The organism is Desulfovibrionales bacterium (genome assembly GCA_028715605.1).
Taxonomy (GTDB): Bacteria; Desulfobacterota; QYQD01; order QYQD01; family QYQD01; genus QYQD01.
This window is the reverse complement of record JAQURM010000006.1, coordinates 110,884-125,178: the sequence shown is the minus strand read 5'-3', so window position 1 is coordinate 125,178 and position 14,295 is coordinate 110,884. Positions and strand designations below refer to the sequence as shown.

The following is a 14,295-nucleotide window of genomic DNA, read 5'->3' as shown; positions in this document are numbered from 1 at the left end:
GTAATTTTGCCAAAAATCCTTGAGGATTTGTAGCAGTCGTATGCCCAGAATTTATAACCACCGGTAACAGGCTGATTTTATATTCTTTTCATTTTTCGCTTGACAGGAGGATATAGGATTGTCCCCACATCCCTTACACAGGGGAAACCGGAGACGTTCAATTTTCTTGGTTTCACGCATATCTGCGGGAAAACCAGGAATGGGCATTTCACGGTGCTTCGCAGAACGGCACGGAAGAAGTGGCAGATGAAGCTGAAGGACGTCTATTCCGAACTTCAGCATCGCATGCATGACCCGATCCCTGAGCAGGGTGCGTATTTGAGGTCGGTTGTTGGCGGTCACATCAGGTATTATGGTGTGCCCGGAAATGGACCTTCCATCGCTGCTTTCCGAAAGGAAATCTGCTTGCGATGGTTGAAGGTCCTAAGGCGCCGCAGTCAAAAGCACAATCTGCTATGGGACCGAATGCAGCGCCTAATCAACAAATGGATTCCGCTACCTCGCATTTGTCATCCATATCTTTTACAGCGCTTTGGCGTCATTACCTGAGGCAGGAGCCCAGTGCGGGAAATCCGCTCACTGGGATCTGTGCGGGGGGTGTTTGGTAACGGGCATTCCTACCGCGACCATCGGTTGCCTAATGGGTCAGTGCGAAGCAGATAACTTTTTTAAGGTGTCATCGCGGTCAGCCTTACCCTGTAGAACGTTAATCAATAATAATAATAAGGCCTTCTTTTCATCTTCCGGTTTATTAGCAAGATATCTATTAACATCAGAAAAGTTCCATTCTAATCTTTTTGAAGTGCCTGGGCTGCATCTTTCTAAAGTTTCTTTTACAGCAGACTTCATTTTAGCCAATTCATCCAATTGATAATATTTTAATGCTTCGAAATATGAGATTAGATATGCAGCATCTGGTCGGACTTCCAATTGTTGTGCATGTTTTTTGACTAGCGGTTCATATTCAGCAATTCTATTGGATATGAGAAGCACTTCAAGGAGATTAGTCAAGTTACCTGTTTCTGCGGGGTCAATATTAAACATTTTAGTATATATGGCAGCGGCACCAGCGAGGTCATTTGTTCTCCATAAGCAAATTGCTTTTTGTTCCAATAACACGGGATCATCAGGAGATAAATCCAATGCAACAGCCGAGTATTCAAGCGCACGCCGATAGTTGTTGCTTTTTATTAATGATGATATTTTTTCCTGTAATTCTAATATCTTAATTCTCTTATTTTGTTCTTCATTGGTTTTTATAATTTCTATGTACTCAGCTTTGACCTTTTCTTGTTCTTCGCCTATTCGAGTTGCCTTGATTTGAAAATCTTTTCTTAGACCATTTAGACGCTCTAACTCACTTACAAACTCTTTTCTAAGGGCGCCTATATCTCTAATTCCCAAAAAACCAATTATTGAGAAGATACCAAGAACGATAGCAAGGACAATATTGATGGTTTGATAATTTGATGAAAATGTTTCTTTCAGTAAATCCTTTTCGATTTTATAGTTCAATTGATCGCGTCGTATTTCTGAAACATTATCTTCTATCCTTTGTATTTTAATCTGAAGGGCTTTGTTCTCTTTGGATTGTGCCTGCGCGTCTATAGGCGTAAATGCCAAGGATATCACTAGCATTTGCACGAATAAAAAATTAATCATGATTAAGTGGCGCATTGATCCTCCTTTTTGCTCAATCAGATATGCTAACGAATAAGAGTTTTTACGGCGCGAAGCCGACCGTAAAAAGTATAGTTGAACTGAACCGCGCACGCCACGTTGTTATTTGGAAAATTATCGGCTCAGTATAATTATATTGTTTGATTTTATATCAGGAATTGATGGATATTCCAAGATGAAATAGTATGGGTATGGAGAATTTTGAGACAGCCTGGCCAAAGAAAACATCAGGATGGGCATCGTTATTGGCAGGAGGGCAGGTCTGGTTCGGTACTATTCGGTACTATAATGTTTCTGAATCTGTATGTCTCTAGAGGCCTGGTGTAATGTTTGAAGTTTATCCGTTGTCCAAGCGCATAGTTCCTGAAAAGAAACATTATACACTCCCTATTTGCAGTTGCTTTCCCTGGTGATATTGGCTACATTTATGTCCTTATAAGATTCCAGGCAGAGTTCGCAGAGAAAAACTGTAAACCATTAAATATGTTATCTCAGCGTTCTTGGCGGCCTCTCACGCCTTCGGCGTATCTTCGAGCGGTAAATTTTCAATATTGCATTACGGAGGGACATGCACTGCCGTGACCGTATCTGAATACCGTAAAAAAATTGAGAAGGCTGCACGCTTTTTAGCGGATGGTCTGGATTTAAAGCCCACAGTCGGTATTATTCTGGGAACCGGCTTAGGCGGTCTGGCGGACCGGATTGAGAAGCACAAGATCATCCCATACCATGACATCCCGCATTTTCCTGAATCTACCGTGGAGAGCCATGCCGGGCAGTTGATAACCGGGCATCTGGGCGGCCAGGCGGTCCTGGCCTTTCAGGGGCGTTTCCATTTTTACGAGGGCTACTCTCTGGAGGAGGTCACCTTTCCGGTGCGGGTACTGGCCGCCCTGGGCGTCAGGACATTGATCTTGTCAAACGCCGCCGGAGGACTAAATCCGGTCTTTAAGCCCGGAGACCTCATGATTATCCGTGACCACATCAATCTCATGGGAGTAAATCCTTTAAGCGGACCCAATGTGGATGAGTGGGGGGTGCGCTTTCCGGATATGTCGGTGCCTTATGATCGGGCTCTCTGTGCTAAGGCGGAGGAGGTGGCCCTGGCATCCGGCCTCCCCGTACAAAAGGGCGTCTATGTGGCGGTTTCCGGCCCCAGCCTGGAGACCCCGGCCGAGACCCGTTTTTTGCGCATGATCGGCGCGGATGCGGTCGGCATGTCCACGGTGCCGGAGGTTATAGCAGCCAACCACGCCGGGATCAAGGTCTTTGCCGTCTCTGTCATTGCCAATGTGAATCTCCCTGAGTGTATGCAGCCTATCCATTTAGAAGATGTTATTGCTACTGCCGGTAAGGCGGAGCCAAACCTTGTCCTTCTGGTTTCGAGACTGCTCAAGGCCATGAAAGATTAACCACAGAGCGCAGAGAAAAAGAATTTTAAATTTTAAAAACTCTGCGTCCTCTGTGGTTTATTTTTGACAATACTTAACAATACATGAAGGGAAACTATATGAGCGGTGGTAACGATAAAATAGCGGCTGACCTGGTCATTAGCGGGGGTACGGTACTTACCCTTAATCCCGACGGGGAAATTATTGAAGACGGGGCCGTGGCTATAAAGGATGACAGCATTATTGCCGTGGGTCCGGGGCCGCTAATTGCCGGTTCAGTAAAGGCAGGGCGTGTACTGGAGGCCCGGGGCGGGGTGATTATGCCCGGTCTTATCAACTGCCATACCCACGCGGCCATGACCTGCTTCCGGGGGTTGGCCGATGACCTGCCCCTTATGACCTGGCTCAATGATTATATCTTTCCGGCCGAGCGTAAGATGAACGCGGATGTGGTCTATTGGGCAACCCTTCTGGCTTGTGTGGAGATGATACGCTCCGGAACCACCACCTTTTGTGATATGTACCTCTTTACGGATCAGGTGGCTCAGGCCGCGGCCAAGGCCGGTCTCCGGGCCTGGATCGGCGAGGGATTATTTGATTTTCCTTCGCCCAATTACGGCGAACTGGAAAACGGCTTCAAATATACAGAAGAACTCATTCTCAAGTGGAAGGGACACCCTCTTATCTCTATTACCATCGATCCCCATGCCACCTATACCTGTTCGCCGGACCTCCTTCAGCGGGCCAAAGACCTGGCTGTGCTATACGACGTGCCTATCGTTATCCACCTGGCTGAGACCAAAAGCGAAGTAGAGGCTATCCGGGCCCGGTACAGGCATTCACCGGTCATTCATCTGAAGGAACTGGGGCTTCTGGATGAGCATCTGGTGGCCAACCATTGTGTAGTGTTGGATAAGGCGGATATAGAGGCATTGGCTGAGAACAGGGTAAAGGTCGTCCATTGCCCGGAGAGCAACATGAAACTGGCCTCGGGGGTGGCGCCGGTGCCGCAGCTCCTGGAAGCGGGCATAACCGTAGGCATAGGCACGGATGGGTGCGCCAGTAACAATAACCTGGACCTTTTTCAGGAGATAGACACCATGGCCAAACTGCACAAGGTCTATTGCCTGGATCCCACGGTTATAGATGCCAGAACGGCGGTGCACATGGCTACTACTAATGGAGCAAGGGTTCTCAGGTCCGGTAGAAAGATCGGAAGTATCGAGGTCGGCAAGAAGGCGGACATCATTGTTATAGATATGAATAAGCCCCATCTGACGCCGGTCTATAACCTGTACTCGCACCTGGTCTATGCCGTAAACGGCGCGGATGTGATTTCTTCGGTGATAAACGGCCGGGTCATCATGGAGAACGGGATTATCAAGACTGTAAACGAAGGAGAGGTATTATCCAGGGTTCGGGAGATCGGTCAGAATATCAGGTCATGTCTCGGCCACGCCTGACTATACCCCTCCCGGCGATCAGTAATTGGCCTTCAAGCGTTCGTAACAATTTAGCGTTTTGAAAATGCATGATAAAAAGTGCAAAGAAACATATCAAATCAGGAATTCAGGAAGGCGTTTTAATCAGGAACTCAGGAAATCAGGAAAGTATTTTTGAGAAATTGATTTTCAACAGTTCGGCCTCTGGTTGCTCTGTTTTTCATGAGTTCATGAGTTCCAAATTGAAGTGAGATTTTTGTATCTTCTTTTCATGGGGTTGTGAGTTCCAGATTAATAGCCTTTTCTGAATGTAGGACTGTTTCAAACACCTAACGTCTTACAGGCGTTCTAATTGTTCGAGTCGTTCGAATGTTTTCTGACTTCTGGCTCCTGAATTCCGTATTCTGAAATATGATCGACTGCCATAAGTGCAAGCACTATTATGTGACCTGGGATAAAAACTTCCCGCATGGGTGTCGGGCCATGAATTTCAAAAGCCAGGAATTCCCGTCGGCAGTAGTGCAAGCAAGCTCAGGAATATCCTGTCTCCTGTTCGAGCCCAAGGCTAAGGCTCGGCCTTAGGCCGACCGTAGGCCGGACATCCAGCCAGAGATAGCCAACCCCTGAAAGCACAAAAAGAAAGCGGCCTATCCATCAGATAGGCCGCTTTTCGAAAAATCTGGTCGGGACGAGAGGATTTGAACCTCCGGCCCCCTGAACCCCATTCAGGTGCGCTACCAAGCTGCGCTACGTCCCGATTTTTACCGTGAGCATTATTTAACACCTGGGCAAGAAGGTGTCAAGTTTTTAAGCGCCTGGAGTTCTCTGATTTTTTTAAGAAGTATTCTCATAATACTATAATCTACCGGCAATTCTGCGTTTCTTTAGGGAACCCCTCGTCTCTTCGCTTCACGGCTTGCGCAGCGACCCTTTCGGGAGTCGCAGGCGGGGAACGTTTGCCCCTTTCCGCCTAAGGCGGACTTTCCCCTTCCCGCTATCCCTCGATCCGCCTCAGGCGGACTGCTCCAGCAAGTTTCGCTCAGAAACATAGGAATTCTCTAAAAAGTCAGGAAGCTCCAGTTTAAACGCTTATAACCGTGGTTGCCTGTGCTCGACTGCTAACTTAAAGCGGTTAAAGTTGACTTTTACCCTGTTTGTTATTAGATAGTGTCCATCTGTGAGATACCCGTTTTCGGCTTTGCACTATAGGTCGAAAGCCCAAAGCTGACCGATGGAATAGATCCGATGGAGATTTCTGATAAAAGTTTCCAGCATTTTTTTGAGAATGCCCGGGAGATGCTTTTTATAGCGGACCGGGAGGGTCGATTGCTGGCTGTAAATCCCCATGGCGCCGGCCTGCTTGGATATGCCTCACCTCAGGAACTCCTGGCCGTGGGGTCAATTCATCGGTTATCTTACTATCCGCAGGATGAGAAAGATTTTAGAAAAAGGATCGAGCAGGAAGGTTTTATACGTAATTATGAACTCACCCTCAGAAAAAAGGATGGCGGCAAGATATCCGTCTCTTTGACTGGTAATGCCATAAGGGATGGAAGGGGTGAGGTCGTCGGCTATGAGGGGATTGTCAGGGATTTCAGTGAACGCAAGAGGCTGGAGAAACAGCTCCTACATCTGGAGCGGCTTGCGGCCATGGGTAAGCTTTCCGCAGAGCTGGCGCATGAGATTAATAATCCCCTGGGCGGCATACTGATGTACGCGAAACTGGCCCTGGAAGACCTGCCTGAAGGCGATGCCCAGGCCCAGCGTCTGGAGAAGATTTCCAGATTAGCGACCCGTTGTCGTATGATTGTGCGCGGGCTCCTTGATTTTGGCCGCAGTGACACGGCCGAAAGGGAGTGGGTGAATATCAACCAGGTTATCCTCGATATGTTTGACCTGATTCGTGACCACATCCTCTTCAGGCCGGTTCGCGTAGAGATGAAGCTGGGCGAGAATCTGCCCCGGGTATGGGGAAATCGCAGCAATCTGGAGCAGGTGGCCTTAAATATGATGATTAATGCGGCGGAGGCCATGGAAGGGCAGGGGACCTTAACGATTGAGACCGGATATTCGAAGGAAGAGTCTAACTTTTTCATGTACTTTAAAGATACCGGGCCGGGTATAAGCAAGAAAAACCTGAATAAGATATTTGAGCCCTTCTTTACGACGAAAAAACGTGGCAAGGGGACTGGACTGGGCCTTTCCATCAGCCATGGAATCATCCGGAAGCACGGGGGATCGATTCAGATCAACTCCAGGCCAGGAGAGGACACGACATTTATCATCCAACTGCCGGCAGGAAAAGATAACCATGAGGATGCGCGGTAAGATACTAATTATCGACGATGACGAGGCCATCCGCGACGGCTGCTACCATGCCCTTTCCAGGGAAGGTTATGAGGTGGTCACGGCTGCCACCGGCCGGTCCGGTCTGAAGGCATTTGAAGAGTCTTCCTTTGATCTGGTTCTACTGGATATGAGGATGCCGGACATGGGCGGCATGGAGGTGCTTAACCAGATCAAGGAGCAGGACCCGCAGGCGGTGGTAATTGTTATTTCCGGCTTTGGCACTATACCTTTGGCGGTAGAGGCCATGAAGGCCGGGGCCTATGACTTTTTCCCAAAGCCCTTTGAACCGGACGAGCTTCGCATACTGGTAAAACGGGCCATGGATACCAGGCGCCTGGCCATGGAGAATATTTATCTGAAGCAGGAGCTTAAGAGTAAAGAGGGTACGCCCCGCATTGTCTATCAAGGCAAGGCGATGTCCAAGATCATCCGTATGATGGAACTAATAGCGCCGACGGACAGCACCGTACTTATAACCGGTGAGAGCGGAACCGGAAAGGGACTGGTGGCCAGGCAGATCCATGAGATGAGCCAGCGCAGTAAAAATCCCTTTGTGGCCGTGGATTGCGGAACACTGGTGGAAACCCTTTTTGAGAGCGAACTCTTCGGGCACGTCAAAGGCTCCTTTACCGGTGCAGAGGCTACCAAGATCGGCAAATTCGAGCTGGCGCAAGGCGGCACTATCTTTTTTGATGAAATCGCCAATATCAGCCTGGATGTCCAGGCCAAGCTGCTCAAGGCCGTAGAAGAGAAGACCATATCCAAGGTCGGCAGCCATCGTTCCATTAAAGTAGATGTCCGTATTATCGCGGCTACGAACAAGAATCTCGATGGGGCCATCCAGCGCGGGGCATTTCGCGAGGACCTTTTTTTCCGCCTGAACGTCATGCCCGTATATCTCCTTCCTCTTCGCGAGCGTAAGGAGGATATCCCGGTATTGGTCCTGTATTTTCTGGAAAGACTTGGCGCCAAGTATAAAAGAGACGGCCTTTCCATATCTGATGAGGCATTGCAGTCATTGATGAACCATAATTGGCCGGGTAATGTGCGGGAGTTGGAAAACACGCTCGAACGTGTGGTTATCCTGACCGAAAAGCCGACTCTGGACGTCCATGATTTTATGTATGCCGGATTGCCGGGTTCCAGCCCGTCACTCTCTGCCGGTTCTTACGCCCTTTCCGATATGGAGCGCAATCATATTGCGCACGTATTGCATCGCTATAAAGGAAACAAGTCCGAGGTAGCCAGGGCGCTGGGCATTGATCGTAAGACCCTCCGCGAGAAGATAAAACGCTACGGCCTGTCTGATTAAGGTCAGGGCTGTTAAAGGTCGGAGCCCAATTTGTCCTTGACTTTTATCCGGTTTTTTCTTAATTATTCGGGGCATCAGGCATGGTTATTTGAGATTGTTGGGGGATCGTCCAGCGGCAGGACGGCAGACTCTGGATCTGTCTACCGAGGTTCGAATCCTCGTCCCCCAGCCAAATAAAATCAGAGGGCTACAGAGAACAATCTGTAGCCCTTTTTAATTTTTGCGACTCTAACGCTGTCACAATATATAGCAAGTTGTTATTTCGGGTGGAGCACTATAGCCTATTGCTTTTCCAAAATCTCCCTTATCTTATGAGACGATGCTTTGATATCAAAGGGCTTCTGGATAAAACCATCACAACCACCGGAGAATCTTTTCGCCAACACCAAGAACCATATCCTCATCATCAAAGAGCAGGACAGTCTCTCTTGCGAAACAGATTGAAAATGATATATTTGATTTTAAATAGGTGAAAAAGCAATCAGGGTGTTGGTAAACAAATGTCGATATTTCACCGGCGCTCCCAGTGGTTACTCAAACAAATTGACAATTCGTATCTGGTTATCATATGGTTTCCTGACGTGACGGCAAGGTGAGCGTAAACGGAAAGAAGTAAAGATGGGGCTAACCTCTGTTAGAGGCCTGTACATGGTATCAGCATAACATTGTTCGGGCTTTTTTAAAAACGGCAAGGGAGGTGTGCTCAACGGCTGAGAAACCAACCTACGAAGAACTGAAACAAAGGGTCAAGAAGCTGGAGAAAGAAGTCTCGGAACTCACGGGTGCGGAGGCAGATATCCGGCTGGTGCGGGACAAATTTAAGGATATACTACCCGCTATGGGCGATGGGGTGGACATTACCACCTACGATTACAAGGTCGTGTACGCCAACGACAATTTGAAAAAGATCATTGGCAAGGATGAACTTGAGGGACACCTGTGCTACAAGGTTTTCCTGGAGCGGGATGCCCCATGCGCAAATTGCCCTATGAGGAGGGCAATAGAGAATTGGAAGACGGAGATCGAGGAGATTCTTCAGCCAAACGGGAGACTTATTGAATTGAGCGCCTCGCCCTTTAGGCTGGCCTCGGGAGAAATGGCGGCAATTGAGATCGCCAAAGATATCACCGATCGCAGGCGAGCGGAGGAGGCGCTACGGGACAGTGAAGAAAGGTATAGGAGACTGTTCGAAGAAGCCCGGGATGGCATAATCCTCGCCGACGCCAAAACGGGCGTGATCGTTGACTGTAACCATGCGGCAGCCAGACTGGTTGGCAGGGAGAAATCCGAATTGATCGGGCAACATCAGACCATCCTACATCCTCCTGACAGAGTTAAAGGGAAATTTTCCGAGACCTTCGACAAGCACCTCGAAGAGGGCGAGGGACAAGTTCTGGAAACGCAGGTCATCACCAGCACCGGTGAAATCAAGGAGGTGGCCATTAAGGCCAACCTCCTCCGTTTAGGTGACAGGATATGCTTGCAGGGAATTTTTCGCGACATAACCGAGCAAAAGCGGGCGGAGGAGGCACTGCAGGAAAGTGAGCGAAGATACCGCACCATTTTTGAGGACTCTAGAGACCCGATCTATATAAGCGGCAGGGATGGGCAGTTTATTGACGTTAACCGGGCTACGCTTGATCTCTTCGGCTATATCAGGGAAGAGATGATAGGGATGGACGTCCTGAAGATATATGTGAACCCTGACGATAGGCGCCGCTTTCAGCAGGAAATAGAGCAAAAAGGATCTGTGAGAGACTATGAAATGAAGTTCATCAAGAAGGATGGCACCGAGTTAGACTGTTTGCTCACCTCAACAGTTCGCCGCGCCGCGGACGGAAGCATCCTGGGATATAAGGGCATCATCCGCGATGAAACTGAACGCAAGCGGCTTGAATCCCAGCTCCGACAAGCGCAGAAGATGGAGGCCATAGGCACGCTGGCCGGAGGTATCGCCCACGATTTCAATAACATCCTTGCGGGCATTATCGGGTATACGGAACTCGCCGAATTGATTATTGCGGAAGGGAGTCCGGCGAAGGCCAAGCTTGATGAGGTGCTCAAGGCTGCGGAACGGGCGACAGGCCTGGTAAGGCAAATCCTCACATTCAGTCGCCAAGGCGAACAGGAACCAAAGGTGCTGCAAATAGGCGCCGCTACCAAAGAAGCCCTCAAGTGGCTTCGGTCAACCTTACCCGCTACCATTGAGATTCGTCAGGACATTCGGACGGACTCGGGCAGGGTGCTGCTTGACCCCACCCGACTAAATCAGGTGTTGATAAATCTTTGCACCAATTCGGCCCATGCCATGCGAGAAAGGGGAGGCGTGCTGGAGGTGAGCGTCGTAGAAGTGGTTCTTGATGCTGCCGGCGTGGCCCAATGTCCGGACATGAAACCTGGTCCATATGTGAGGCTCACGGTGTCCGACACGGGCTGTGGTATGACCCCTTCGGTCATGGCAAGAATCTTCGATCCGTATTTTACTACCAAAGAGAAAGGTGAGGGAACCGGGCTTGGATTGGCTGTAATCCACGGCATAATACAGAGCTGTGGGGGAAAGATTGTCGTCTATAGCGAGCCCGGAAAAGGAACGACATTCCATATTTATTTGCCCAGAGTTGACATGCCGCCTAGCGAAGAAACCGCACAGTTTGGGGATCTTCCCCGGGGGAACGAGCGTATCCTGTTTGTAGATGATGAGGAAACGCTGATCGACATCGGACGAGAGATGCTGCGATATTTGGGTTACACGGCCGTTGTCACGACAAGCAGCATCGAGGCTCTGGAAACCTTTCGGTCACAGCCGGACAGATTCGATCTAATCATCACCGATCAGACCATGCCTCGTATGACAGGTGACATGCTGGCCAAAGAACTCTTGAAGATAAGACCCGATATTCCGATTATTCTTTGTAGTGGATACAGTGAACGAATCACGAAAGAAACGGGGGGCATTCAAGCGCTTATCATGAAACCGTTTGTGATGCGTAATTTGGCCGAGATCATCCGCGAGGTATTGGATAAGAACCGATAGCAAAGAAAACACCACTCGAAATCCTTAGAGATCGTCTAGTGGTAGGACAGTCCACCTCAGGCGGATTTGCCGAGGTTCTGGTCCTCGTCCCCAAGGCAATATGATTTAATAACGTATTTAAAGTATGTTATGGATAGAAACGTTGGAATAGTGGGTATGCCTCCGAGGGAGGTCATGTTTCGCCTTAAAGGGGAAGGCGCAAAGATTTATGATCTTGACGCCCTGCATGTAAAACCTGACCTGGAGATTACGGCTTCGTATATACCGCGGGTTTATTGTGCCATCTTGCGCACGGTCTTGACCAATGCCAAGAAGATGTCTTTAGATGCCATTTATATAGATGTGGGCGAGGGAAAGTGCAGCGGGGCCCTTTATCTTGCTGATATCTTAAAAGTAGAACTTAATATCCCGATTATTCAGACACGCAACGAAGATAAGATGCGTTTCGGCAACCCGGTCTGCGAGAGCGACCTGCCTTTGGTAGAAAAAATGGAGCTGATAACGCAGAGTGTGTTGGAGCCGAAGGCAATGAGAAATGACCCGGTTCGATGTGAGCCGATGGCCGGATTCTGGGGCGTACCGCCGAGAGACTTTTCTATTTTAACTTTGTTCCCGGCCCGCACCCATGTCTTTGGCTGGACAAGGTGTATGGAGAATAAGACCCCGGCTGATGCAGAGTTGGAAAAAATAGCCAACCCTGATGTCCCTACCGTATTCTTTGCCCAGTCTTTTTGTCAGAAGACGGCCTTAGCCTATTATCTGGCCAAAAGACATCCCTGTGGACTCTATGTGGATGCTGATGTATATATGGGGCATAGCACCAAGTCAAAAGTTCAGGCATTCCTTGAATTAAATGGAGCAACAGATTGATATTAGGTGATTTCGGCACATCTTATACAAAATTATGGGATATAGAAAAAGAACCTGTCCCGCGCATTGTGCGCAGTATGGATATAGCTGGTGGCCTCCGTACTACGTTGGCCACCGGCCATAATGGGGCGCGGTTCGGAGAACGCTACGTTAATGAGCTTACGGCCCTGGCCCGCGGCGCTAAGAAGCTGATTAAAGAGGATGATTTTGTCATCCTGGATTGCGGCAGCCGGGACCTGAAATTTGTGAGTTTCAGCAGGGATAAGGTCAGGGACACCGGATGGAATGCCGAGTGCGGGGCCTCCCTGGGGTTTACCATAGAATTACTGGAGAGGTATTATGATCTCGATCACCGCCGGATGCCTGTACCATCTACCTACTTACCGGTGACCTGCGGGGTACTGGGTCTCAGCCATATCTTTGATGCCATTATTCAGGGCGCCCGGCCGGAAGAGGCGGTGGCCTCTTTCATTAAAGGCATCGCCCTAAACGCCTACCGTTTTGCCGGATCTCCACCCAAGCTTTACCTCTCCGGCGGCCTTTCTGAAAATCCTGTCTTTGTCAAAAGCATGCCCTGTGAAGTGGTTGTTCTGGGACGATTTGTTCTACTTGAAGGGCTGCGCTATATCGCCTCTATTTAGCTTGACTATTCAAAGAAAATAAATTAGTTACTTGTGGTTGACGGTTAATTTTTTTGTTCAATACGGTGCGAAAAGTGGAAGATTTTAATAAGCTGATAGAGCAGAGACAAAAAAAGGCCAGTGACCTGAAAGAAATGGGAGTCCCCCTTTATCCCAATAACTTCAGGGGCAAGGACAGGATAGGGGACATAATATGTAAATATGCCCAGGTTAATGACCTCCCCGGCGAGGATCAGAAGTTCGTTATAGCCGGCCGGATGATCGCACTGAGGGACTTTGGAAAGAGCATCTTTACCCATGTCCAGGACGGGAATGGAAAGATTCAGGTCTATTTGCGGAAGGATGTCCTGGGTAGTGAAAGTTATGAGGTGTGCAGGCGTCTGGATATCGGCGATGTTGTGGGTATTGAAGGGACAACTTTCAGGACTAAAACCGGCGAATTGACGATTCTGGCTAAGAAACTAAACCTTTTGACCAAATCACTCCGTCCTTTACCGGAGAAGTTCCATGGCCTTACGGACGTGGAAACGCGCTATCGCCAGCGGTATGTCGATTTAATGGTCAATCCCCAGGTACGGGAAGTCTTTTTGAAACGCATCCGGATAATCCAGGAAGTGAGGAATTTTCTTGCTGAAAGGGGTTTTCTGGAGGTTGAGACGCCGATGATGCAGCCCATTCCCGGTGGGGCCACGGCCAAACCATTTAAGACCTACCATAATGCCCTCGATATGGAGCTGTACCTGAGAATTGCCCCGGAATTATATCTGAAACGCCTGGTCGTGGGCGGGTTTGAACGGGTTTTTGAAATTAATCGCAACTTTCGTAATGAGGGCATCTCTATCCAGCACAATCCTGAATTCACCATGCTGGAATTTTATCAGGCCTATGCCACCTATGAAGATCTGATGGCCCTTACCGAAGAGATGTTTTTTATGCTGGCCGGGAAGATTTGTGGTCAGCCGGTCATTTCTTACCAGGATTATGAGATAGACTTCACCCCACCGTGGAAGAGGTATGCCCTGAAGGATGCCCTGGTGCAAGTCGGCGGGTTGCAGGATGAGCTTCTTCATGATGAGACAGGGGCCAGGGCCTATGCCGTTTCCCTGGGTATCAAACTGGGTGAAAAAGACGGCCTCGGCAAGACGCTCGTAAAGCTCTTTGATCATCTGGTAGAGCCGAAGCTGATCCAACCAACCTTTATCTATGCCTATCCTTTGGAGGTCTCTCCGCTTTCCCGAAAGAATGAGGCGGATAACGAGGTGGTAGATCGTTTTGAACTGTTTATCGCCGGCCGGGAGATGGCCAATGCCTTTTCCGAGTTGAATGACCCGGTTGATCAACGGGAGCGGTTGGTTAAACAGATAATGAACAGGGATACGGTAGATGAGGACGAGGAAATCGTCCCTATTCTGGATGAGGATTTTCTCCGGGCCCTGGAGTACGGCATGCCCCCTGCGGCCGGGGAGGGGATCGGGATAGACCGGCTGGTTATGCTTTTTACGGATTCACCTTCTATCCGGGACGTAATCTTATTCCCGCATCTGCGTCCTGAGCGTTAAATTCATAGGTTATGGCC

General features: G+C 49.1%; 9 protein-coding genes and 2 tRNA genes. 9 read left to right on the top strand and 2 right to left on the bottom strand.

The features are described 5' to 3' along the window. Positions 1–645: 645 nt before the first annotated feature. Entirely contained in the window at positions 646–1,677 is a 1,032-nt protein-coding gene (locus PHT49_08140; protein ID MDD5451844.1) for a hypothetical protein, read from the bottom strand. 581 nt (positions 1,678–2,258) lie between these two features. Between PHT49_08140 and PHT49_08135 the strand changes: the two genes are divergently transcribed. Both PHT49_08135 and PHT49_08130 read left to right on the top strand, forming a co-directional pair. Further along, positions 2,259–3,092: a purine-nucleoside phosphorylase gene (locus PHT49_08135; GenBank protein ID MDD5451843.1), complete on the top strand. Its 834-nt coding sequence runs from the start codon at positions 2,259–2,261 to the stop codon at positions 3,090–3,092. Positions 3,093–3,190: 98 nt separating this feature from the next. Beyond that, positions 3,191–4,534: an amidohydrolase gene (locus PHT49_08130; protein MDD5451842.1), complete on the top strand. Its 1,344-nt coding sequence runs from the start codon at positions 3,191–3,193 to the stop codon at positions 4,532–4,534. A 659-nt stretch (positions 4,535–5,193) separates the two neighbouring features. Here PHT49_08130 and PHT49_08125 read toward each other — a convergent pair. Continuing rightward, positions 5,194–5,270 (bottom strand) — tRNA-Pro (locus PHT49_08125). A gap of 488 nt (positions 5,271–5,758) precedes the next feature. Between PHT49_08125 and PHT49_08120 the strand changes: the two genes are divergently transcribed. From PHT49_08120 to lysS, 7 genes are all read left to right on the top strand, one after another. Further along, entirely contained in the window at positions 5,759–6,841 is a 1,083-nt protein-coding gene (locus PHT49_08120) for an ATP-binding protein (protein MDD5451841.1), read from the top strand. Continuing rightward, a complete protein-coding gene (locus PHT49_08115; GenBank protein MDD5451840.1) occupies positions 6,831–8,174 on the top strand; it encodes a sigma-54 dependent transcriptional regulator in 1,344 nt (447 codons plus the stop codon). The genes PHT49_08120 and PHT49_08115 overlap by 11 nt, the downstream gene beginning before the upstream one ends. A 98-nt stretch (positions 8,175–8,272) precedes the next feature. Continuing rightward, positions 8,273–8,346: transfer RNA gene (locus tag PHT49_08110), tRNA-Gln, on the top strand. Positions 8,347–8,871: 525 nt separating this feature from the next. Then, positions 8,872–11,208, top strand: coding sequence for a PAS domain S-box protein (locus PHT49_08105; protein MDD5451839.1), 2,337 nt, complete (start codon positions 8,872–8,874; stop codon positions 11,206–11,208). A gap of 129 nt (positions 11,209–11,337) precedes the next feature. Then, on the top strand, positions 11,338–12,078 hold the full coding sequence (locus PHT49_08100; protein MDD5451838.1) for a hypothetical protein: 741 nt from the start codon (positions 11,338–11,340) through the stop codon (positions 12,076–12,078). After that, positions 12,075–12,719 carry a hypothetical protein gene (locus PHT49_08095; protein ID MDD5451837.1) on the top strand — a complete coding sequence of 215 codons (645 nt, stop codon included), beginning with the start codon at positions 12,075–12,077 and terminating at the stop codon, positions 12,717–12,719. Before PHT49_08100 ends, PHT49_08095 begins: the two co-directional genes overlap by 4 nt. 65 nt (positions 12,720–12,784) lie before the next feature. Continuing rightward, entirely contained in the window at positions 12,785–14,278 is a 1,494-nt protein-coding gene (gene lysS / locus PHT49_08090) for a lysine--tRNA ligase (GenBank protein ID MDD5451836.1), read from the top strand. Positions 14,279–14,295: the final 17 nt, after the last annotated feature.